We start from the raw sequence: 23,642 nt of genomic DNA, 5'->3' as shown, positions 1-23,642 counted from the left end.
ATGAATCAGGATTATATTGTGCCAAATAATTGGTCGATTATTGAAGAAGGATTTGAAATCGATAAAGTAAAATCATCAGAAAGTTTATTTAGTATTGGTAATGGTGCTATGGGACAACGTGCCAATTTTGAAGAACAATATTCTGGTAACACCTTTCAAGGTAGTTATATTGCAGGAGTATATTATCCTGACAAAACAAAAGTAGGTTGGTGGAAAAACGGATATCCTCAATATTTTGCTAAAGTATTAAATGCTCCAAACTGGATTGGAATTAATGTAGTAATAAATGGTGAAGATTTAGATTTAGCAACTTGCGAAATTAAAAATTTCCGTAGAGAATTAAACATGAAAGAAGGTTGGTATAGCCGAACTTTCAATGTAATTCTAAAAAACAAAACTGAAATAAAAGTAAAAACACTTCGCTTTCTTTCTTTAGACATTGATGAATTAGGTGCTATAAAATATGAGGTTACGCCTATAAATTCAGATGCTAAAATAATATTTAAACCTTATCTCGATGCTGGAATTGAAAATGAAGACACCAACTGGGAAGAAAAATTCTGGGAAACATTAGATATTGAGAGTGAAAATAATGAAGCTTTTATTGTAGCACGAACTCTAAAAACAAAGTTTAGTGTTGCTACATTTATGAAAAATAATATCCTAATAGACAATATAAAAGCAAACATAGAACCAACTAATGTTAAAAAAGGAGAATCAGACATTTCATTTATATACGAAATAGCTGCTCCAAAAAATCAGACGGTTGCTATTGAAAAACTAGGAGGATATACTGTTTCAACAAACCATAATGAAAACGAATTAATCAAGGCAGCAAAGCAAGTTTTAGAAAAAGGAACAACATTAGGTTTTAATGCATTACTAGAACTGCAAAAAGAAGCTTGGGCAAAAATATGGGAAATGAGCGACATTACTATTGATGGTGATGTAAAAGCTCAACAAGGCATTCGCTTTAATATCTTCCAATTAAATCAAACTTATTTAGGAAAAGATTCTCGTTTAAATATTGGTCCAAAAGGATTCACAGGAGAAAAATATGGTGGTTCTACTTATTGGGACACAGAGGCTTATTGTATTCCGTTCTATATGGCTACCAAAGATCAAACCGTAGCTAGAAATTTATTAGAATATCGTTACAATCAATTAGATAAAGCAATTGAAAATGCTGAAAAAAACCTAGGTTTTAAAAACGGTGCTGCTCTATATCCAATGGTAACAATGAATGGAGAAGAATGTCATAACGAATGGGAAATTACTTTTGAAGAGATTCATAGAAATGGAGCCATTGCATTTGCAATATTCAACTACTATCGTTTCACAGGAGATTACTCTTATATTCCAGAAAAAGGACTTGAAGTGCTAATTGGGATTGCTCGTTTTTGGCATCAAAGAGCTACTTTCTCAACTCAAAAAAATCAGTATGTAATTTTAGGTGTTACTGGACCAAATGAATATGAAAACAACGTAAATAATAATTGGTACACAAACTATATTGCAAAATGGTGTATTGATTATACTTACGAACAAATTGAAAAAGTAAATTCAGATTATAATTCAGATTACAATCGAATTGTTAATAAAGTAAATCTAACTAAAACCGAATTAGACTCTTGGAAACAAGTTGCAAACAACATGTATTTTCCATACTCCGAGGAGCACAATGTGTTTTTACAACAAGATGGTTTCTTAGATAAAGAACTTGTTAAAGTTGCTGATTTAGACAAAACACAACGACCGATTAATCAAAAATGGTCTTGGGATAGAATTTTGCGTTCTCCATATATAAAACAAGCAGATACTTTACAAGGATTTTATTTCTTTGAAGATCATTTTACTAAAGAGCAATTAGAAAAACATTTTGATTTTTACGAACCATTCACTGTTCATGAAAGTTCACTTTCTCCTTGTGTTCACTCTATTCAAGCTGCTGTTCTAGGAAGAATGGAACAAGCCTATACATTTTATTTAAGAACATCACGTTTAGATTTAGATGATTATAACAAAGAAGTTCATGAAGGATTACATATAACTTCTATGGCTGGAACCTGGATGAGTATTGTTGAAGGTTTTGGAGGAATGAGAATTAAAAATAATACGCTTCATTTTGAACCAAGAATTCCTTCACAATGGAAAGCCTATTCATTCAAAATTAACTTTAGAAACCAAATTATTAAAGTTGAAGTTACTCAACATGAAACTCAATTTTCATTAGAAGGTAAAACTCCAATTAAAGTGTTTGTTTTTGACAAAGAAATTTTAGTTGAGCCTAATAATTTAGTTAAAATATAATAATCAACCTGTCTGATTGGGCAATCAGACAGGTTTTTTAAAATTAACACCATGAAAAAAATAGTTTTCTTTTTACTTTTCACAACCTACATTTTTAGTCAAAATAAAAATAGAGAATACTTAAATCATGAATGGACAAAAAACGGATTAAACATTGAAGTATCTGATGGAGAATATAAAATTACCATACTAAACAATTCAACAATTGAAACCTCATTTATACCTAAAAACGAAAAATACAATCCTATTTCTCATAGTGTAATTCTTAAACCAGAAAATACACATTCAAAAGTTTCCGAATCTCAAGAATCATTTGAGCTAACTACAAAAAACATTCAAATTCAAGTTCATAAATCACCTTTTCAAATTTTTTATTACAACAACAAACAGCTTATCCTTTCTGAAAAAAACGGTTACATTAAAAAAGATTCGGTAGAAACACTCGATTTTAACCTGACTTCTGATGAAATTTTATATGGTGGTGGAGCACGTGTTTTGGGCATGAACCGAAGAGGAAATCGTTTACAATTATACAATAGAGCTCATTATGGTTATGAAAGTAAGTCTGAATTAATGAATTTTACCTTACCAATTGTTATTTCATCAAAAAAATACATGGTTCATTTTGACAATGCTCCTATTGGTTATCTTGATTTAGATAGTCAAAAAAATAACACTTTAACTTATGAAGCCATTTCTGGCAAAAAGACTTATCAAATCATTGTAGGCGACAATTGGGAAGACTTAATTTCTAATTACACTTTACTAACAGGTAGACAACCTTTGCCACCTCGCTGGGCATTAGGAAATTTCTCTTCACGATTTGGTTATCATTCTGAAACAGAAGCAAAAAAAGTCATTCAAAAATTCAAAGACGAAAAAATTCCTGTAGATGCTATAATACTAGATTTATACTGGTTTGGAAAAGAAATTAAAGGAACTATGGGAAATTTGGAAGTTTTTAGAGATAGCTTCCCAAACTTTGAAAAAATGGTATCCGATTTTCATAAACGAGGTATCAAAACTATTACTGTAACAGAACCTTTTATTTTAACAACTTCTAAAAAATGGGAAGAGACTAAAAACAAAAACATTCTAACCATAAATTCAGATGGTTCTCCAGCAATTTGGGACTTTTATTTTGGGAATACTAGTCTTATTGATGTTTTTAAACCTGAAGGAAAAGAGTGGTTTTGGAATATTTACAAAGATCTACATCATAAAGGTATAGTTGGAATTTGGGGCGATTTAGGTGAACCCGAAGTTTTTCCTTCTTATGCTAATACAATTGCAGGAAAAGCAGATGAGGTGCATAATATTTATGGACACGAATGGGCAAAACTTATTTATGAAGGTTATCAAAAAGATTTCCCTAATGAAAGACCTTTTATTTTAATGAGAGCTGGTGCAGCAGGTTCTCAACGTTATGGCATGATTCCGTGGAGCGGAGACGTTAATCGAACTTGGGGCGGTTTATCTGGTCAAACTGAAATTGCATTACAAATGGGAATGCAAGGTTTAGCTTATATGCATTCTGACTTAGGTGGTTTTGCGGGGGCTAATTTAGATGATGAATTATATATTCGTTGGCTACAATATGGTGTTTTCAATCCTATTTTTCGTCCACATGCACAAGAAGATGTTCCTTCTGAACCTGTTTTTAGAAGTGATAAAACAAAAAATTTAGCAAAACAAGCTATTGAGTTACGCTATCAATTACTTCCTTATAATTACAATTTAGCATTTGAAAATACACAAACTGGAAAACCTTTAATGCGCCCATTATTCTTTGAAGAAGAAGATAATACTAGCTTATTAACTAAATCTGATGGTTATCTATGGGGAAATGACTTCCTTATTTACCCTATCATAGAAGCAAGTCAAAAAACAAAAGACATTTATTTTCCTAAAACAGCTAATTGGTATGATTTCTACACAGGAAAAAAATATGAAGGCGGAACAACACAAACCGTAGAACTGAATGAAAATAATATTCCAACATTTGTTCGTGGTGGTAGTTTTATTCCAATGGCAAAACTGGTTCAAACCACAAATGATTACAGCTTAAATCAATTTGATTTACATTTCTATTTTGATGACACGATGAAAGGTTCTTCGGGAAAACTATTTAATGATAATGGCAATTCTGCAAATACAATTGAAAATAGAGAATTTGAAAAAATAACCTTTAGAAGTAAGTTTAAAGAAGAAAAACTAGACATTAAACTAGAATCGGATTACGAATTTATTCCAAATACAAGCAAAGAAATTTCTTTAAAAATTCATGCTATTTTCAAAAAACCTAAAAGCTTAAGAATAAACGGAAAAAAAGCAAAATACAAATGGAATTCTACTCTTGATATTTTAGAAATCAGAACAAAACTAAAACACGATAAAAAAGTTCAAATTGAAATACAATTTTAAAATGAAAAAGAACATTCTATTATTAACTTTATTCATCTCTTTTTTAAGCTGTATTGATAAAAAAGTAGTTCCAAAAACAGAAACTCCATTTGTTTGGGAAGCTGCTAATGTCTATTTTCTTTTAACAGATAGATTCAATAACGGTGATACATTAAATGACAACACTTTAAATAGAAATAAACCTACTAGCAAATTACGTGGTTTTGAAGGAGGTGACATTCGCGGAATAATACAAAAAATAGAAGAAGGCTACTTTACCGATTTAGGAATTAATGCTATTTGGATGACTCCAATAGTAGAACAAATCCACGGTTCCGTTAATGAAGGTTCTGGAGATACTTATGGGTTTCATGGCTATTGGACAAAAGACTGGACTGCTTTAGATCCTAATTTTGGCACAAAAGATGATTTATCTGAATTAGTAGAAAAAGCACACGCCAAAGGAATTCGAATAGTATTAGATGCTGTTATCAACCATACTGGTCCTGTAACCGACATAGATGAAGTTTATCCGAACGATTGGGTACGAACAATTCCAAAATGTACTTATGATTCATATAACAACTATATTAATTGCACTTTGGTTGAAAACTTACCTGATGTTTTAACAGAAAATACCGAATCTGTAGCATTGCCTTCTATATTAATGGAAAAATGGAAAAAGGAAGGACGATACGAGCAAGAAATGGCAGAATTAGATGCTTTTTTCAACGAAACAGGTTATCCAAGAGCGCCAAAATATTACATCATGAAATGGCTTTCTGATTACATTGTAGATTTTGGAATTGATGGTTACAGGGTAGATACTGTAAAACATACTTATGAAGATGTTTGGACTGATTTTTCTAAAGTATGTCAATCTAAATTTGATTTATTTAAACAAAAAAACCCAACAAAAGTACTAGATAATAACTCCTTTTTTTTAGTTGGTGAAGTATATGGTTACGGAATAAAAGGCAAAAAACTTTATGATTTTGGAGATAAAAAAGTAGATTATTTTTCGAATGGTTTTAACAGCTTAATCAATTTTGATTTTAAAACAGATGCTCAAAAACCCTATGAAGAAATTTTTTCAAACTATTCTAACATTTTGCATTCTGACTTAAAAGGGTTTAGTATAATGAATTACACCAGCTCTCATGATGATGGAGAACCGTTTGACAAAAAAAGAGAAAAAAGTATTGAAGCTGGAACAAAACTCTTATTAACTCCAGGAATTTCTCAAATCTATTATGGAGATGAAACAGCTCGCTCACTAGAAATATTAGGTACTACAGGAGACGCAACATTACGTTCTTTTATGAATTGGAATGATATTGAGACTAATCTTAAAACAAAAGAAATTCTAACACATTATCAAAAACTAGGTCAATTTAGAAAGAATCACCCATCAATTGGAGCAGGAAAACATGAACTAATAACAGTAATTCCTTATACATTTAGCAGAATTTACGTTAAAGAAAATTTTAAAGATGAGGTAATTATTGTTTTAGATATCCCAAAAGGAGAAAAAGAAATTTCTGTAGGATCAATATTTAAAAATGGAGAAACAGTAAAAGATGCCTATTCAGGTAAGGTTACCAAAATAAAAAATGGAAAAGCACTATTAAACACTGATTTCAATATCGTATTACTAGAAAAAATAGAACCATAAAATAGAACCAAATGAAAAAAATAATTGTATCAACATTCTTTCTTGCTTTTTTATTTAGTTGCAAGAAAGACAATAAAGTAGTTGAAAAACCAATAATCGAAGAAGTTAAAGAGTTTGCCCAATTTTCGCCAGAAATAACTGAAAATGCAATAATATATGAAGCAAATATTCGACAATATTCTCCTGAAGGAACTTTTACACAATTCACAAAAGACATTCCTCAATTAAAAGAATTAGGTGTAAAAATTATTTGGCTTATGCCTATTTTTCCAATTTCTGAAACAAAAAGAAAAGCTACAGGTGGAGAAAACAGCAAGTTTGCATCAGAAATGCCAGAAAATGAACAAAAAAAATATTTAGGAAGCTATTATGCCGTATCCGATTTCAAAGCTATTAATCCTGAATTTGGAACCATAGAAGATTTTAGAGAATTAGTCAAAACCGCACATGAAAACGGGATTTATGTAATATTAGACTGGGTTCCTAATCACACTGGTTGGGATCATATTTGGTTAAAAGAGCATCCCGAATTTTACACCAAAAATAATAAAGGTGAAATCACACACCCTGAAGGAACAGATTGGACTGATGTTGCCGATTTAGATTATTCAAATGAAGGGCTACAAAAAGCAATGACAGAAGACATGAAATATTGGTTGAAAAATGAAAACATAGATGGATTTCGTTGCGATGTTGCAGGTTCGGTTCCTACCTCTTTTTGGCAAAAATCCATTCCTCAATTGCGTAAAGAAAAGTCAATTTTTATGTTAGCCGAAGCTTGGGAACCAGAATTATTAAAAGACAATTTATTTGATATGTGTTATGCTTGGGACGGACATCATGTTATGAATAAAATAGCGCAAGGAGAAAACAACGTGAAAAATTGGGATGCTTATATTGAAAAAAGAGTGAATGACTATGAATCTGATGACATTTTAATGAATTTTGTAGACAATCATGATGAAAATTCTTGGAACGGAACTCTAAATGAGCGATTAGGAGATGCTTCAGAACTTATGATTGCACTTTCTTATCTAACACCAGGAATGCCTTTAATTTATAGTGGTGACGAATATGATTTAAATCATCGTTTAAAATTCTTTGAAAAAGATTCCATTCCAAAAATAAAAGGAAAAAATTGGGACATTTTTACGAAATTAGGGAAAATAAAAACTGAAAAAACAGCACTCAATGGAGGAAAAAAGAGCGCTTCATATAAAAAAATAAACGCCTCTTTAAGTGAAGAAATTTTAGCCTTTGAGCGCGAAAAAAACAATGAAAAAATACTATTTATTGGTAATCTATCAAATAATATTCAGGAATTTACAATAGATATTAATGGTGCTTTTAAAGATCTATATCACAACAATACAATAACAATTAATAAGGGAGGAAAGATAAAGCTAGAGCCATGGCAATTCTTGATTTTAGAGTAAAACTTATTTTATTTTAATAAGGCACGAATCCTATTTAATAGTTTTCGTGCTTTTTTTATACATTTGAATATGCAAAAAATAGGACATAGAGGTGCAAAAGGATACACTGTTGAAAACACATTAGAATCATTTCAAAAAGCAATCGATTTAAATGTTGATGCTATTGAGCTCGATGTACATGTATGCAAAACAGGAGAATTAATCGTCTTTCACGATTTTACATTAGAACGATTAACAAATGGAAAAGGTGAAATTTCTAAATCATCGCTAGAAGAACTCAAAAAGCTAAGAATTAATGAAAAATTTAAAATTCCAACGCTAATAGAGGTATTAGATTTTATAGATCGACGATGCAATGTCAATATTGAATTAAAAGGACACGATACTGCTAAAGCTGTTTTAAATTTAGTTGAATTATATACAAAAAACAAAAATTGGCACTATTCGAATTTCATTATTTCAAGTTTTCAATATGATGAACTCTCAAAATTTAGTACTCAAAATAAAAACATACCACTTGCTATTTTAACGCAAACTAGTGTAGAGCAAGCAATAGACTGGGCAATTGAATTTAAAGCTGATTATATTCATCCTCATTTTTCATTATTAACCCTAGATAATTGTAATTTTGCAAAAGAAAAAGGATTAAAAATTAATACTTGGACGGTTAATGAAATTGAAGATATTGAACATGTTAAAAAATACAACATTGACGGTATCATTTCTGATTTTCCAGATAGAATATAACGAACCATTTCCTTTTCAAAATAACTTTTGCTCAAATGAATACAAAATACGATATTATAATTGTTGGTGGTGGTGCAGCAGGATTCTTTACAGCCATAAACATTGCTGAGAAAAATCCTTTTTTAAAAATAGCCATTTTAGAAAGAGGAAAAGAGGTTCTTTCTAAAGTTCGCGTTTCTGGTGGAGGACGATGTAATGTAACCCATGCTTGTTTTATTCCCAATGAGTTAGTAAAGTTTTACCCTAGAGGAGAGCGAGAATTAAAAGGACCATTTCATCAATTTTGTTCTGGCGACACAATAGAATGGTTTGAAAAGCATGGAGTGTCATTAAAAATTGAAGAAGATGGAAGAATGTTCCCTATTACAGATTCTTCTCAGACTATAATTGATTGTTTTTTAAATGCAACCAAAACATTAAACATTGATATACTTACAAATCAAAGTATGCAATCTATTTTCAAGCATGATGATTATTGGAAAGTTGAAACGAATCATGATGTATTTCTATGTGAAAAAATTGTGATGACAACTGGAAGTAATCCTAAAATATGGGACATAATAGAACAAATGGGGCATACTATTATTCCACCTGTACCTTCTTTATTTACTTTTAACATTAAAGATTCACGAATAAAGGATTTAATGGGTGTTTCTGCTCTAGCTTCTGTAAAAGTAAAAGGAACTAATTTAAAATCCTCTGGCCCATTATTAATTACACATTGGGGCATGAGTGGCCCTGGTATTTTAAGACTTTCTGCATGGGGAGCCAGAACATTATTTGATAAAAAGTATCAATTTATACTTCAGGTAAATTGGTTAAACGATATAACATTTGAAGAATGTTTAGAAGATCTAAAAGGATTAAAAGAAACCCATAATAAAAAACTAATTTCAAAATTTTGTCCTTTTGACTTTCCAAAACGATTGTGGGATAGTTTAACCCATGCTTCTGGAATAATGAACGAACAAAAATGGGCTGATATTTCCAAAAAACAATTAATCTCTTTAGCTGAGCAATTAACTAATGGTCAATTTCAAGTAAATGGAAAAAGTACTTTTAAAGAAGAGTTTGTAACTGCTGGAGGAATTGATTTAAAAGAAGTTAATTTTAAATCAATGGAAAGCAAATTATTTCCTAATCTTTTTTTTGCTGGTGAAATTATAAACATTGATGCCATTACTGGTGGTTTCAACTTTCAAAATGCTTGGACTGGTGGTTTCATTATTAGCAATGCTATTTCACAAAAAAATTAGCCTCTTCATAAGTAAAATTCTTTTCATCTCATTTTTGTGATTTTTTTATTTTTCACTAAAAACCTCAAAAGAAAATAAGCCATAGGGTACCACAACTACGACTTTGATAAGGGGTATATACGGGGTTGATAGGGAGTATCACCGTCTTTGACTCGTCCTAAAATAAAAATATAAAAAAAACTTACCGAATGAAATTATTATTTTAACAACAATTTTAGAATCTAAATCAAATAAAATGAACCCAATAAAATATTGGGCTCATTATTATCAAAAATAAACTTTTTATAAAATATTTTTAATTCTAATTTTATACTTTATTTAATTCACAGGAACTATATTAATCCCATTAAAACTAGAAACATAATATAACGGAAGTCTTGAACCATAATGTTGGTTTATTACTTTAATAATTTCGTTAGTTATAACTGCGTAACCACGAGCATTAGGATGCACTCCATCTAACGAGAATAAAACACCACCTTCAGTTGCAGAACCACTGAAATAATTTGCTGTATAAATTTGCCCTGAACTTACTCTAAGACCTGTAACTAATTGTCCTAAAATTGCATTCATATCTGCAACTGCTAAATTTTTAGAAGCCGCAATAGACACAATTGCATTATTATATCCTGTTATTGCACTAGCTACTTTTGCTTTTTCATTAGCTGTTAACACCCATCTATTTGCAATCGGATATGACACACCGTTTAAATTTAAATTTAATCCTGCTAAATTTCCAGAAGCATTTGTATTTGGAGTACCAATTACAGAAGAAGCTGGCAAAACAAGCAAATCATTAGCTGTAGTTTGACGTGCTTTTCCAAAAGCTTGCCCTATTTCAGCCGCAAGAGCAGGACCAAAAGTAGAAGTCAAAGCTGCTGTAATTTCATTTGATCTATCAGTTGCATCAACATCATAAATCAATATTGGACTAGCAGAAGTCGTTGATAAAAGATTAAGTCTATTTGGCTCTCCATATGCAGTAAAAATTCCATCTAAAGGTCCATACAATTGAGCATTCAATTGATTTATTACTGCTGTCCCTGCTGCAATTTGAGTTGCTAAATCACTTCCAGGAGGAACTAAAGGCTTACCCAGTCCTTGAGCTGTCAAAGGTGCGTAAGGTACGGTAGTAAAATAAGGAATAGATGTTACACTTGGAATTGTTGCTACCACTCCTTTTGCTCCACTTGAAGTCAAAGTATTTATTATCCCTGTATATACACTTGCAAAAACACCTACATGTGTAATATCATTTCCTCCATAAGTTGTTGGATTAGTATTATTAGTTTCATTATTATCAATTGCAGCAGTCATTCCGTCAGCTTGTGCTCCACCATTTGTAGCATAAGATAACACATCATTTGCTCCAATCCAGTTTGTAAAGAAAGTTGGATTTTTAGTCATTGCATCTCCTAGAACAGTTGCACTCGCAGAAGTTGCATGTCTAACAAAATATGGATTAGCTTGACCTAAGGCTACACCTGCGATATTTCCATATCCAGGAACTCCTAAATGAAACGATTTTGCTCCAGGAATTCCCATATTATTATAAGCCGTTGCTTGCAAATCAGAAATTTCTACAGTAGACGTTCCGTTTATATTTTCAGGTCTTCCTTCAGAAGCATCGATAACCAATCTTGTTTTAAATTGATTAACTCCACCTACAACTATAGGATTTCCTCCTAAAACAAATCCTCCTAAATTATTAACATCATCTTCATAAGACGGTTGAGTAAAAGCACCACCACCTACTAAAGCAAATTTTTGCGCCAATAAATTAGGAAAAGAGTTCATTTGACCACTTTTATAAACTGTTCCATCCATATAACCAGCAGTTAAAGAATTTCCAATAGCAACATAAGAAGAGAAATCTGCTTCACCTGAAGTATAATCTGCATCTACATCATTTTCAAATTCTGGTTCACATGATGTAAAACCAACCGCCAGAATAGCTAAATATATAAATTTATTTTTCATTTTCATTTTGTTTAAGGTTAGAAATTATATGTTACACCTATTCCTGGAGAAAAAACCGATGATTTATAAGTACCTCCAAAAGTACTTCCATCAGGATAATAATCGTAAGAATTATCAATTTCGTCAAAATGTAAATATAAGAATGATAAATCAACTCCTAATTTGTTAGTAAACTGATACGTTAATCCACCTGTGAATCCCATTGAATCATTTCTTGGTGTTTCAGGAGCAAAATAACCATCTTGAACTGGACTTTCATCTATATAATACCCTGCTCTAAAAGTAAATTTATCATTAGCCATATACTGAGTACCAAATCTATATGTACTAGAATTTTTGTAATTTCTAGGATTATGTGAATCTGGAATTTCTGGTTTTTCAAAATCAACATCTAATGATTTATAAGCACTCCATAAAGCGTAATTATAATCAAATGCAACCAACCACTTATCAGTTACTTTATAAGAGAATCCCACTGTTAATTCAGCAGGCAAAGGTAAATCAGCATCAAATTTTGTATTTGAAAAGATACCTTGAGCCACCGCTGGAACATCTGCAAAAGTAGCATCCCCATCACGAGCTTCCATTGTGATCTCTGAACGGTAGTTTAATCCTAATCTAATATCTTCTGTTGGGTTAAACATCATACCAACATTATATCCCCATGCAGAAATACCTGTACCATCGATAGTTACATCTGCATTTCCTAAAAATCCACCAGCAGGCTGAAGATTTCTATTAAAATTAACCGATCCTGTTGCATAAATTGGTCCACCACCAATACTAAAGTGCTCTCCAACTCTTATAGATATCGAAGGTTGAATAAATATTGCTTGTAAATCAATATTATTTACTAAATGTGCTCCTTGCCAATCTTGATCCCATTCTACAGCACTTCCATAAGGTGTATAAATTGCTAAACCAGCCGTTAACCAATCGTTTAATTTATATGTTGCATAAACATTAAAAGGAGTTCCAACATTATCACTACTAGCTGTCCAATTATATTCTGAATTTTGAAATCTAGTTTTTGAGAACAAAGCATTTGCTCCTACTGACAAGTTAAACTTTTTGTCTAAGTATGCCATACCTGCTGGGTTAAAAAAAGCAACCTCAGCACTATTCACTACAGCAACACCTGTATGTCCCATAGCTAATTGCTTTTGACCTTGAATACTTACTCTATAACCGCCCGCAAAAGCAGTTGAGCTCGCTAAAGCCATTAATGTTAAAGAAAGTAATTTTCTCATAATTTAAAATGTGTTAGTTTTCTTTGATTTTATTATCATCTATCTTTCAAAATTATAATAAAATATGGAATCTACAATTTTTTATCCAAAAATATTATGAATGCATAATATTTTTATTTTATTTAATAAATTCGATAACATAATCATAAAATGCTTTTGGCTGTTCAGCATGCAACCAATGACCTGCGTTATCAATAGTCCTTAATTTCATACTTGGGAACTGATTCTCAATCAAAGGAACATCTTCATCTAAAATATATTTAGAATTCCCTCCTCTTATGAATAACACTTCTTTTTCAAATTTTGCAGCATCGAAAAGAGGCTTTCCAATTTCTACAATATTAGCAATTAGTGCTTTCAAATTAAAGCGAAATGCTAACTGTCCTTGTTCTTTCCAATATAGATTTTTTAGTAAAAACTGTCTTGTTCCAAAATCGGATATATATTTTGACAATATTTCATCTACTTCACCTCTTGTTGGTTTTGTTTCAAAATCAATTGCACTCAATCCTGCCAAGATATCTTGATGATGTGGTGCGTAATATTTCGGTCCTATATCTGCCACAATAAACTTATTAACGTATTCTGGATACAAACAGGCAAATTCCATAGCAACTTTTCCTCCCATTGAATGTCCTAACAAAACAGCATCTTTCAATTGATGAAAGTTGCAATATTCCAATACATCCTTTGCCATTAACTGATAGTTAAAATCATCTGAATGAAAGCTTCTTCCATGATTTCTCATATCTAACAAATGTACCTGAAAACCTTGTTCTGCAAACTGAACACCTAGTGTTTTCCAATTGTCAGACATTCCTAAAAAACCGTGAATTATCAAAAACGGTTTTCCTTCTCCTTCTATTTTAGAAAAAATCATTATTTCAATTTTTGAAGATACATATTTACTACATTTTCAATACCTAAATATAAAGATTCCGAAATTAAAGCATGACCAATAGATACTTCTAATAAATTTGGGATATTATCTTTAAAAAATTTAATATTATCCAAACTCAAATCATGCCCTGCATTAATTCCTAACCCTAATTCATTTGCCCTCAAAGCGGCTTTCACATAAGCCTCAATACCTTTTTCATTTCCTAATGAATATTGATGCGCAAATTCTTCTGTATATAATTCAATTCTATCTGCTCCTGTATTTTTTGCACCATCAATCATCTCAACAACTGGATCAATAAAAATTGACGTTCTTATATTATTTCTTTTAAATTCCGAAATCACTTCAACCAAAAAATCTTTATGTTTTATAGTATTCCATCCTGCATTTGAAGTTAATGCATCGTCCGCATCTGGAACTAAAGTAACTTGAGTTGGCTTAACTTCTAAAACTAAATCCATAAATTTCTTCACTGGATTTCCTTCAATATTATATTCTGTATAAACTATTGGTTTTAAATCTCTAGCATCTTGATAACGGATATGTCTTTCGTCTGGCCTTGGATGTATTGTTATTCCTTCTGCTCCAAAACGTTGTACATCGGTTGCAACCACTAACAAGTTTGGCACATTACCTCCTCTAGAATTCCTTAGAGTTGCTATTTTATTGATATTTACTGATAACTTTGTCATTCTCTTTTTTATTAACTTTACAAAAATACAAAGTATAAATAGCTTTGATAACCTATTTTTGATTATTTTGCATTAAAAATAAGCTTAATATACACAATGAACTCATTAATTGACTTTTTAAACAACGACATAAAACCGTTAAAGAGTGAAGAAAAGATTATCGATGCTCAAGAGTTGTTTTCTGAATTCCCATATACTCATTTTCCTGTAACTGAAGACAGTATATACATTGGATGCATAACTAAAGATGATTCTGAAACATTAAGCTCTAACGCCTCAATAGGCGATAACCGTCATGATTTCAAACGCTTTTATGTGCGTTCTGAGATGATTTGGCTAGATGTATTAGAAGAATTTGCAAAAAACGAAACAAATATTCTACCTGTTTTAAATGATCAAAATAAATATATTGGTTATTATGAATTGGAAGATGTTATTAAATTTTTCCATGAAACTCCATTTTTAAAAGAAACAGGAAACCTTTTAATAATAAGAAAAGAAGCAAATAATTTCTCTATGAGTCAAATTGCTCAAATTGTAGAAAGCAATAATGCAAAACTTTTAGGTCTTTTCATTTCTAAAATTGACAACAACTTTATAGAATTTACTTTAAAAATCAACTTAGGCGGATTAAACGATATTATACAAACATTTCGTAGATATGAATATGAAATAATATCAGAGCATCAAGAAGACACTTACTTAAAAAATTTAAAAGACCGTTCTGATTATCTTGATAAGTATTTAAATATATAACCAAATTGTCAACATCAAAAAAGGAAACATTATGAAAATTGCAATATTTGGCCAATATTATCAATCCGCCACAGACGAGATTATTGAAAAAGTTTTACAAGTCTTAATTGACAACAATGTAGACATTATCATTGAGGAACAATTTTTCAACAGTATAACAACTTCTTTGAAGAACAAATGCAATACATATGCTAATCATGACGAATTAGAAGATAATATTGAAGCACTTATCAGCATTGGTGGAGATGGAACAATATTAAGAGCGGTAACATATGTTCGTAACAAAAAAATACCTATTGTTGGAATCAACACTGGAAGGCTTGGTTTTTTAGCAACTGTGCAAATTAAAAACATTGAACCTTTACTACTTAAAATATTATCTAAGGAATATACTATTTCAAAAAGAAGCCTTCTAAGTTTAACATGTACACCCAGAAATCCTGATTTAGTTGATTTAAATTTTGCTTTAAACGAGGTTACAGTCTCCAGAAAAGATACTACTTCTATGATTACAATTGACACATATTTAAATGGAGAATATTTAACATCATATTGGGCAGACGGATTAATCATATCAACTCCAACAGGATCAACAGGTTATTCTTTAAGTTGCGGTGGACCTGTATTAACTCCTGAAGTAAAAAGCCTTGTTATTACACCTATTGCTCCACACAACTTAAACGCAAGACCATTAGTAATTCCCGATGACACTGAAATTGAATTAAAAGTCTCTGGAAGAGAAGAACAGTATTTAGTCTCTCTTGATTCTAGAATTACATCAGTAACAAATGAAACACTTCTAAAAATTAAAAAAACTCCTTTTGAAATAAATATGATTGAATTTTCTGAAGAAGGCTTTTTAAAAACAATAAGAAAAAAACTACTTTGGGGTGAAGACAGAAGAAATTAATTTACAAAACATAACTTTTAACTTTTTTTTGCGTTTGTATTAAACCATTATATTTAGGAATAAAATTTCTATTTAAACATGGTAAAGAAATCTATATTGTTATATTTGCAAACTATTTTCAAAAATGAGACATAATTTTATATACATATTCCTATTATTTAGTTCATTAGCTATCAATGCACAAATTAATGAATTAGGTGTTTTTGTTAGTGGATCTAATTACATTGGAGATGTTGGTCCAACGGATTATATATCGCCTAACAAACCGGCATTTGGTATTATATATAAATGGAATAGAAGCCCTAGACATTCTTGGCGTTTTTCATATATACATGGAGAACTAGGATCAAATGATTTAGACAGCGATGTTCCTGGTAGAAATTTAAGAGGTAATGACTTTGAAAATAATGTAGACGAATTTTCTATTGGGTTAGAATTTAATTTCTTCGATTTTGATTTGCACCAACTTGATTGGGCAATGACTCCCTATGTTTCTACAGGTATAAACTATTTTATATATAACGAAAATTACATCGTTAACAAAACAGATAAACTTGACTACAGACATAGTCAGTTTGCTATTCCAATGATTGTTGGTTTAAAAACCAGATTATTTCAAAATTTTATACTTGGAGCAGAAATAGGAGCTCGATACTCTTTTACTGACAATTTAGATGGGAGCAACCCTAGAAACAATAATTTAAGATCATTTCAATTCGGAAACTTAAACAGTAAAGATTGGTATGTTTTTTCAGGAATAACATTAACTTATACATTTGGGGAAAACCCATGTTTTTGTGCAAATTAACTATGAGTATAGAAACAAAAATAAACATAAATAATCTACCAAACCATTTAGCTATTATAATGGATGGAAATGGTAGATGGGCAAAACAAAAAGGTTTATTACGTTCATTAGGACATGAAAATGGGACAAAATCGGTTAAAACAACCGTTGAGTCTTGTGCCAAACTAGGTATTAAGCATTTAACACTTTATGCCTTTTCAACAGAAAACTGGAACAGACCAAAATTAGAAGTTGACACTCTAATGAGACTCTTAATTTCTTCTTTAAAGAAAGAATTAAAGACTTTAGAGAAAAATAATATCCGTTTAAATGCGGTTGGAAATTTAACAAATCTTCCATCCAAAGTTCAAAAAGAATTAAACGAAGTAATACAAAAAACATCTGAAAACACTAGAATGACATTGACTTTAGCTTTAAGTTACGGAGCTAGAGAAGAACTCATTCAGGCTGTTAAAAAAATTTCAGATAAAGTTAAAAATAATATAATTTCTAATGACGCTATTGACGAATCAATTATTAATGAGCATCTTTACACGCATAATTTACCAGATGTAGATTTGGTAATACGTACAAGTGGTGAACATAGAATAAGTAATTTCTTACTTTGGCAAATTGCATACGCAGAATTTTATTTTACAGATGTATTATGGCCTGATTTCACAGATGAAGATCTAATGGAAGCCATTAAAAGTTATCAAAGTAGAGAAAGACGATTTGGAAAAACAAGTGAACAAATTTCATAAAAAAACAATGTTAAAAAAAGGTTTACAATTACTTTTCACCTTTATAATTATAGGTAGTAGTACAAAGTTAGTTGCTCAAGAAACAAAATTAGAAAACGGAAAAGAATACATCTTAGGAGGTGTTAACGTAACTGGAAAAAGTAAATATAGCGAACAAACAGTTGTTACTTTTTCAGGACTTGAAAAAGGTCAAAAAATATTAGTTCCTGGAGAAGATATTAGTTCTGCTATAAAAAAACTATGGAAACTTGGTCTCTTCAATGATGTGAACTTCTATGTAGACAACATTAAAGGAGACAGTATTTTCTTAGAATTAAATCTAATAGAATCTCCAAGATTATCTGACATCAAAATACAAGGGATTAAAAAAGGAAAATCGGAAGATTTAATCAAAGAAATTGACCTTAAAAAAGGAAAAATCGTTAACGAAAACCTTATAACAACAACTAAAAATTACATTGAAAATAAATACAAAAAAGACGGTTTTTACAACACTAAAGTATTCATAAGCACTACTCCAGATTCAACTGAAACAGAAGTAAAAATGCTTGTTAATATTGATAAAGGTGATAAAGTAAAAATAAAGAGCATTGATTTTGAAGGAAACTCACAATTATCTGATTCTAAATTAAGAAAAGCCTTTAAAAACACCAAGCAGAAAAACCCTATACGTATTTTTAAAGCTTCAAAATACATCAAAGAAAAATACAAAGAAGACTTAGTAACTGTAATTGATAAATACAAAGAAAAAGGGTTTAGAGATGCTCGAATAATTTCTGACAGTATAACGTATAATAAAGAAGATAATTTAATTAACATAAAAGTTAATCTCGAAGAAGGAAAAAAATATTACTTTGGAAATATTAGATATTTAGGAAACACCGTTTATACAGACCAACAATTATCAAGAATTTTAGGAATTAAAAAAGGTGATGTTTATAATGGCGTATTGTTACAAAAAAGAATAGCAGACAATAGTAATCCTGATGCCGAAGATTTAACAAACTTATACCAAAACAATGGTTATTTATTTTCAAGTATTAATCCAGTTGAAGTAAAAACTTCAAATGATACTATTGATTTTGAAATTAGAATTACTGAAGGACCTATAGCTTATTTCAATAAAATTACAGTTGTTGGTAATGATAGAACAAATGACCATGTAATCTACAGAGAATTAAGAACAAAACCAGGTCAAAAATATAGCAAAGAAGATTTAATCCGTTCTGTGAGAGAGATTGGTCAACTTGGATTCTTTGACCCTGAAGCAATAAGACCCGATTTTAAAAATGTTGATGCTCAATCAGGAACCGTAGACATCGAATATAATGTCGTTGAAAAAGGAGCTAGCCAAATAGAATTACAAGGTGGTTATGGTGGTGGTGGATTTATTGGAACACTAGGATTGTCTTTCAATAACTTCTCAGCAAAAAACATATTCAAAAAAGATTCTTACAAACCACTTCCTATGGGAGATGGACAAAAAATGGCATTACGTTTACAAGGTAGTTCATATTTCCAAACGTATAGTTTATCTTTTTCTGAGCCATGGTTTGGAGGAAGAAAACCAGTAAGTTTCTCTACTTCCTTATCACATAGTAAACAATTCTTATACAACTACCAAACAAGAGATGTAACTCGTGATCAAAGTTTCAATATTACATCATTATCTGTTGGAATTGCAAAACAATTAAGTGTACCGGATGATTATTTTGTATTATCACAAAGTTTATCATTTCAATATTATGACTTAAACAATTACAACACTGGATTATTTACATTTGGAAATGGGTCTTCAAGAAACTTTGCTTACACAGTTGGATTAAGTAGAAACAGTAAAGGTTTAAACCCAATTTATCCAACATATGGTTCTGAATTTAGTGTTTCTGGTAGATTTACACTTCCATATTCTCTATTTAACGGAATCGATTATGGAGACTTAAAAGAGTCTGATGAATACAAATTAAGATACAAATCAGGAAGTGGAATTCAAACTCAAACAAATTCAAATGGTGAAATTGTACAAGAGGGTGATTATATAGCGCAGACTTCGGCTAATTCTGGAATTTATGAAAAAGTTAGTGCAAGTGATGCTGATTTAGATGTAGCAAAATATGATCAAAAAAGATATAACTGGTTAGAATATTACAAAATAAAATTCAAAGCAGATTGGTATACTCGTATTTATGACAAATTAGTACTACGTTCATTAGGAGAATTTGGATACATGGGTGCATATAACCAAGAAAGAGGATTAGTTCCATTTGAGCGTTTCTACCTTGGTGGAGATGGTTTAGCAAATTACTCATTAGATGGTAGAGAAACCATTCAATTAAGAGGTTATCCTAACAACTCATTATCATCTGTAGATGGAGGAACAATTTATAATAAATTTTCATTAGAATTAAGATACCCTATAACATTAAAACAAGCTGCCACAATTTACGGATTAACATTCTTGGAAGCTGGTGCTGCATTTGATGATTTCAAAGCCTACAACCCTTTTAAAATGCAACGTGCAGCAGGATTTGGCCTTCGTGTATTCATGCCTGCATTTGGTTTATTAGGAATTGATTTTGCACATGGGTTTGATGCTGTTCCAGGACAATCAACAAAGAGTGGTTGGCAAACACATTTTATTATTGGACAACAATTCTAGTACATTTAACGTTTAGTTTAAAATACACAGATGAAAATCAAACTTATAAAAACATTTCTTATCTTTCGGACAGTTTTTTGGGTTACATCTGAAAATATAAACTAAAATTAGACAAACAGATGAAAAAATTATTATTTGTTACATTATTATTTACTTGCTTTAGCGGTTTTTCACAAACGGCAAGTGTTAGAATTGGATATATCGACATGGAATATATTCTAGAGAAAGCTCCTGACTATGCAGAAGCTAAAAATCAACTAGAACAAAAGGCCTCAAAATGGAAAGAAGATATCGAAGCACGAAAAAATGAAATTAATAAATTAAAAGAAAGCTTAGCCTCAGAAAAAGTTTTATTGACAAAAGAACTTATTGAAGAACGTGAAGAAGAAATTGCATTTCAAGAAAAAGATCTTTTCGACTATCAAGAAAAACGTTTTGGAGCAAGAGGTGATTTAATCATTCAAAAATCAATTTTAGTTAAACCTATTCAAGATCAAGTTTTCACAGCTATTCAAGACATTGCAGAGCAAAAAAACTACGATTTTATATTAGATAAATCATCAGACTTAACTATTCTATTTGCAAATAAAAGACATGATATAAGCGATCAGGTTGTTAGAGTAATTATGCGTGCTGAAAAAAGAGAACAACTAACTAAAAAACAGCAGAAAGCTCAAGATGCAAAAGAAGCAATTGAAGATTTACAAGATGAAAATCCTGCACTTGCTGAAAGACAAAAAGTATTAGATGAGAAGAAAGCAGCTAGAGAAAAACTTTTAGAAGAAAGAAAAGCAGCCAGAGAAAAACTAATAGAAGATCGTAAAAAAGCAGCCCAAGAAAAAAGGCAAAAAGTGATTGATGAAAAAGAAGCTGAAAAAAGTGGCACAGTAATTGAAAAGGATACTACAGAAGATAAAACTGAAGAATCAAAAACAGGAGAAAAAGTAGAAACACCCAAAACGACGACTACAACTGCTTCAACTGCCGAAGAACGCAGAAAAGCTATTGAAGAAAAAAGAAAAAAAATTATTGCAGAAAGAGAAGCTGCTAAAAAGGCCAAATTAGAAGAACAAAGAAAAAAAGAAAATAAAAAAGAAAACGAAGGAGAGTAATAACCAAAATTAAATTAAAAATTAAAAATGAAACATTTAAAAACTTTAGCTATTGCATTAGTACTTTTTATTTCAGCACAAGTATCTGCACAGTCAAAATTAGCACATATTGACGTAAAAGCTTTAATGACAAATATGCCTGAAATGAAAACTGCTCAAACGCAATTACAAAAAATTCAGGAAACATACGACAAAGAGTATAAAACTATGGTACAAGAATACCAAGGAAAACTTGAAAAATACCAACGTGAAGCTGAAAACGGAACTGCAACTGAGGCTGTAAATGAAACTCGCTCAAAAGAAATGCAAGAAATGGGGCAACGTATCCAACAGTATCAACAAACAGCTACTAAAGAATTACAACAAAAAGAGCTAGACTTATTAAAACCTATTATGGAAAAAGCACAAACTGCTATTCAAAAAGTAGCTACAGCTAAAGGGTTTGAATATGTATTAGATGCTACTGAAGGTAGTGGTTTATTAGTTGCTAAAGGAACTGATTTATTAAACGATGTTAAAAAAGAATTAGGTTTCTAATTAACCTAAAATAAATAAAACATTAAACTGCTCAATTAGAAATTTTGAGCAGTTTTTTTTATATTTTTGTTTTATGATAAACGAAAATGCTATAGGCCTTTTTGATTCTGGAATAGGTGGAACATCTATCTGGAAAGAGATTCATTTACTTTTACCTAATGAAAACACAATTTATTTAGCAGATAGCAAAAATGCTCCTTATGGTTTTAAATCAAAGGAAGAAATCATAGATTTATCATATAAAAACACTGAAGTCCTTCTTAATTACGATTGTAAATTAATTGTTGTAGCTTGTAATACTGCAACAACAAATGCAATTAAAGAATTAAGAGCAAAATATGACGTCCCTTTTATTGGAATAGAACCTGCGATTAAGCCTGCTGCTAATCTGTCTAAAACAGATATAATTGGTATTCTTGCTACGAAAGGAACATTAACTAGTGAATTATTCCATGAAAAACTACTAAGCTATCCTAATGTAAAAATTATTGAGCAAATAGGTCATGGATTAGTCCAACTCATTGAAAATGGAGCCATAGATTCTGTTGAAATGACAGAACTACTAGAAAGCTATTTAAATCCAATGATAGAGCAAAATATAGACTATTTAGTGCTAGGTTGTAGCCACTACCCTTATCTTATTCCACAGATAAAAAAAATACTCCCTAGCCACATTAAAATCATTGATTCTGGTGAAGCTGTTGCAAAACAAACTAGAAATGTTTTAAACCAATACAACTTATTAAATACTGGAAATAAAAAAAGTAGTCATTTTTTTTATACGAATACAAATCCAGATGTTCTTAAAGAAATTTTAAAAGACACTAAAAATATTATTCAGAAAGATTTTTAAACTAGAAAACTTGTTAGTACAAATCTTTATACATTCTAACTCTTAAATGATTAGTTGTGATGACAACAACTAAAAAAGCTTTCTAATCTTCTTTAAACCAACCTGAATACATTACGTAATTATTAGAAATACGTTCTATTTCTCCAGCAAAATCACTTTTATTTAAATCCTTAACCTTCTTTGCTGGAATTCCTGCATATATAGTTCCTGATTCAACAGTTGTATTTTGTGTTACAACTGACCCTGCTGCTACAATTGAATTACTTTCAATTATACAATTATCCATAACAATTGCTCCCATACCTATAAGAACATTGTCCTTAACCTCACAACCATGAACTATAGCATTGTGTCCAATTGACACATTATTTCCTATTACTGTAGGATGTTTTTGATATGTACAATGAATAACTGCCCCATCTTGAATATTAACTTTATTCCCTATTGTAATAGCATTTACATCACCTCTAATTACTGCATTAAACCAAACACTACATTTCTCTCCTAAAATAACATCTCCAACAATAGTTGCATTATCTGCAATAAAGCAATCTTCTGGTATTTGAGGATATTTCCCTCTCACTTCTTTTATTATCATAACTTTTGTATATAAA

19 protein-coding genes are annotated in these 23,642 nt (G+C 30.7%); 14 read left to right on the top strand and 5 right to left on the bottom strand.

What is annotated here, in order from left to right:
* From LXD69_RS07960 to LXD69_RS07935, 6 genes are all read left to right on the top strand, one after another.
* Entirely contained in the window at positions 1–2,310 is a 2,310-nt protein-coding gene (locus LXD69_RS07960) for a glycoside hydrolase family 65 protein (RefSeq protein WP_246918658.1), read from the top strand.
* A 51-nt stretch (positions 2,311–2,361) separates the two neighbouring features.
* Entirely contained in the window at positions 2,362–4,734 is a 2,373-nt protein-coding gene (locus LXD69_RS07955) for a TIM-barrel domain-containing protein (RefSeq protein ID WP_246918656.1), read from the top strand.
* 1 nt (position 4,735) lies between these two features.
* Positions 4,736–6,388, top strand: coding sequence for an alpha-amylase family glycosyl hydrolase (locus LXD69_RS07950; protein ID WP_246918654.1), 1,653 nt, complete (start codon positions 4,736–4,738; stop codon positions 6,386–6,388).
* 11 nt (positions 6,389–6,399) lie between these two features.
* Positions 6,400–7,824, top strand: coding sequence for an alpha-amylase family glycosyl hydrolase (locus tag LXD69_RS07945; RefSeq protein ID WP_246918652.1), 1,425 nt, complete (start codon positions 6,400–6,402; stop codon positions 7,822–7,824).
* Positions 7,825–7,893: 69 nt separating this feature from the next.
* Positions 7,894–8,571, top strand: coding sequence for a glycerophosphodiester phosphodiesterase (locus LXD69_RS07940; protein WP_246918651.1), 678 nt, complete (start codon positions 7,894–7,896; stop codon positions 8,569–8,571).
* A gap of 35 nt (positions 8,572–8,606) precedes the next feature.
* Positions 8,607–9,827 carry a BaiN/RdsA family NAD(P)/FAD-dependent oxidoreductase gene (locus LXD69_RS07935; RefSeq protein ID WP_246918650.1) on the top strand — a complete coding sequence of 407 codons (1,221 nt, stop codon included), beginning with the start codon at positions 8,607–8,609 and terminating at the stop codon, positions 9,825–9,827.
* Between the two features lie 318 nt (positions 9,828–10,145).
* Here LXD69_RS07935 and LXD69_RS07930 read toward each other — a convergent pair whose 3' ends face one another.
* The 4 genes from LXD69_RS07930 to LXD69_RS07915 all read right to left on the bottom strand — a co-directional run bounded on the left by LXD69_RS07930 (position 10,146) and on the right by LXD69_RS07915 (position 14,650).
* Positions 10,146–11,807: an SGNH/GDSL hydrolase family protein gene (locus tag LXD69_RS07930; RefSeq protein WP_246918649.1), complete on the bottom strand. Its 1,662-nt coding sequence runs from the start codon at positions 11,805–11,807 to the stop codon at positions 10,146–10,148.
* Between the two features lie 17 nt (positions 11,808–11,824).
* Positions 11,825–13,057: an OmpP1/FadL family transporter gene (locus LXD69_RS07925; RefSeq protein ID WP_246918647.1), complete on the bottom strand. Its 1,233-nt coding sequence runs from the start codon at positions 13,055–13,057 to the stop codon at positions 11,825–11,827.
* A gap of 118 nt (positions 13,058–13,175) precedes the next feature.
* Complete coding sequence (locus tag LXD69_RS07920; protein WP_246918645.1) at positions 13,176–13,937, bottom strand: alpha/beta fold hydrolase; 762 nt, start codon at positions 13,935–13,937, stop codon at positions 13,176–13,178.
* Positions 13,937–14,650 (bottom strand): pyridoxine 5'-phosphate synthase, encoded by a 714-nt coding sequence (locus LXD69_RS07915; protein ID WP_246918643.1) that lies wholly within the window; start codon positions 14,648–14,650, stop codon positions 13,937–13,939. Before LXD69_RS07915 ends, LXD69_RS07920 begins: the two co-directional genes overlap by 1 nt.
* 96 nt (positions 14,651–14,746) lie before the next feature.
* Here LXD69_RS07915 and LXD69_RS07910 point away from each other — a divergent pair, with 96 nt between their 5' ends.
* The 8 genes from LXD69_RS07910 (at position 14,747) to murI (ending at position 23,028) form a co-directional block, all read left to right on the top strand.
* A complete protein-coding gene (locus tag LXD69_RS07910; protein WP_246918641.1) occupies positions 14,747–15,406 on the top strand; it encodes a CBS domain-containing protein in 660 nt (219 codons plus the stop codon).
* 31 nt (positions 15,407–15,437) lie between these two features.
* Positions 15,438–16,316, top strand: a complete 879-nt coding sequence (locus LXD69_RS07905; protein WP_045969407.1) for an NAD kinase — start codon at positions 15,438–15,440, stop codon at positions 16,314–16,316.
* Positions 16,317–16,440: 124 nt separating this feature from the next.
* Positions 16,441–17,124 carry a type IX secretion system protein PorG gene (gene porG, locus LXD69_RS07900; protein WP_246918639.1) on the top strand — a complete coding sequence of 228 codons (684 nt, stop codon included), beginning with the start codon at positions 16,441–16,443 and terminating at the stop codon, positions 17,122–17,124.
* Between the two features lie 2 nt (positions 17,125–17,126).
* Positions 17,127–17,867 (top strand): isoprenyl transferase, encoded by a 741-nt coding sequence (locus LXD69_RS07895; RefSeq protein WP_045969412.1) that lies wholly within the window; start codon positions 17,127–17,129, stop codon positions 17,865–17,867.
* 7 nt (positions 17,868–17,874) lie between these two features.
* Positions 17,875–20,526, top strand: a complete 2,652-nt coding sequence (bamA, locus tag LXD69_RS07890; protein WP_246918637.1) for an outer membrane protein assembly factor BamA — start codon at positions 17,875–17,877, stop codon at positions 20,524–20,526.
* Between the two features lie 119 nt (positions 20,527–20,645).
* Positions 20,646–21,638 (top strand): OmpH family outer membrane protein, encoded by a 993-nt coding sequence (locus LXD69_RS07885; RefSeq protein WP_246918636.1) that lies wholly within the window; start codon positions 20,646–20,648, stop codon positions 21,636–21,638.
* 27 nt (positions 21,639–21,665) lie between these two features.
* Complete coding sequence (locus tag LXD69_RS07880; RefSeq protein WP_246918635.1) at positions 21,666–22,175, top strand: OmpH family outer membrane protein; 510 nt, start codon at positions 21,666–21,668, stop codon at positions 22,173–22,175.
* A gap of 73 nt (positions 22,176–22,248) precedes the next feature.
* Positions 22,249–23,028 (top strand): glutamate racemase, encoded by a 780-nt coding sequence (gene murI / locus LXD69_RS07875; protein ID WP_246918634.1) that lies wholly within the window; start codon positions 22,249–22,251, stop codon positions 23,026–23,028.
* Positions 23,029–23,110: 82 nt separating this feature from the next.
* Here the strand turns inward: murI and LXD69_RS07870 are convergent, their stop codons facing one another.
* On the bottom strand, positions 23,111–23,626 hold the full coding sequence (locus tag LXD69_RS07870) for a gamma carbonic anhydrase family protein (protein WP_246918633.1): 516 nt from the start codon (positions 23,624–23,626) through the stop codon (positions 23,111–23,113).
* Between the last annotated feature and the right edge of the window lie 16 nt (positions 23,627–23,642).

Origin of the sequence: Flavobacterium sediminilitoris (assembly GCF_023008245.1) — a bacterium.
Classification (GTDB): Bacteria; Bacteroidota; Bacteroidia; order Flavobacteriales; family Flavobacteriaceae; genus Flavobacterium; species Flavobacterium sediminilitoris.
The sequence above is the reverse complement of the archived record's forward strand: the minus strand, read 5'-3'. Positions and strand labels throughout refer to the sequence as shown.

Coding starts and splice junctions, on each gene's coding strand:
- LXD69_RS07960 (WP_246918658.1), top strand. CDS start 1: ATGAATCAGGATTATATTGTGCCAAATAATTGGTCGATTATTGAAGAA.
- LXD69_RS07955 (WP_246918656.1), top strand. CDS start 2,362: ATGAAAAAAATAGTTTTCTTTTTACTTTTCACAACCTACATTTTTAGT.
- LXD69_RS07950 (WP_246918654.1), top strand. CDS start 4,736: ATGAAAAAGAACATTCTATTATTAACTTTATTCATCTCTTTTTTAAGC.
- LXD69_RS07945 (WP_246918652.1), top strand. CDS start 6,400: ATGAAAAAAATAATTGTATCAACATTCTTTCTTGCTTTTTTATTTAGT.
- LXD69_RS07940 (WP_246918651.1), top strand. CDS start 7,894: ATGCAAAAAATAGGACATAGAGGTGCAAAAGGATACACTGTTGAAAAC.
- LXD69_RS07935 (WP_246918650.1), top strand. CDS start 8,607: ATGAATACAAAATACGATATTATAATTGTTGGTGGTGGTGCAGCAGGA.
- LXD69_RS07930 (WP_246918649.1), bottom strand. CDS start 11,807: ATGAAAAATAAATTTATATATTTAGCTATTCTGGCGGTTGGTTTTACA.
- LXD69_RS07925 (WP_246918647.1), bottom strand. CDS start 13,057: ATGAGAAAATTACTTTCTTTAACATTAATGGCTTTAGCGAGCTCAACT.
- LXD69_RS07920 (WP_246918645.1), bottom strand. CDS start 13,937: ATGATTTTTTCTAAAATAGAAGGAGAAGGAAAACCGTTTTTGATAATT.
- LXD69_RS07915 (WP_246918643.1), bottom strand. CDS start 14,650: ATGACAAAGTTATCAGTAAATATCAATAAAATAGCAACTCTAAGGAAT.
- LXD69_RS07910 (WP_246918641.1), top strand. CDS start 14,747: ATGAACTCATTAATTGACTTTTTAAACAACGACATAAAACCGTTAAAG.
- LXD69_RS07905 (WP_045969407.1), top strand. CDS start 15,438: ATGAAAATTGCAATATTTGGCCAATATTATCAATCCGCCACAGACGAG.
- porG (WP_246918639.1), top strand. CDS start 16,441: ATGAGACATAATTTTATATACATATTCCTATTATTTAGTTCATTAGCT.
- LXD69_RS07895 (WP_045969412.1), top strand. CDS start 17,127: ATGAGTATAGAAACAAAAATAAACATAAATAATCTACCAAACCATTTA.
- bamA (WP_246918637.1), top strand. CDS start 17,875: ATGTTAAAAAAAGGTTTACAATTACTTTTCACCTTTATAATTATAGGT.
- LXD69_RS07885 (WP_246918636.1), top strand. CDS start 20,646: ATGAAAAAATTATTATTTGTTACATTATTATTTACTTGCTTTAGCGGT.
- LXD69_RS07880 (WP_246918635.1), top strand. CDS start 21,666: ATGAAACATTTAAAAACTTTAGCTATTGCATTAGTACTTTTTATTTCA.
- murI (WP_246918634.1), top strand. CDS start 22,249: ATGATAAACGAAAATGCTATAGGCCTTTTTGATTCTGGAATAGGTGGA.
- LXD69_RS07870 (WP_246918633.1), bottom strand. CDS start 23,626: ATGATAATAAAAGAAGTGAGAGGGAAATATCCTCAAATACCAGAAGAT.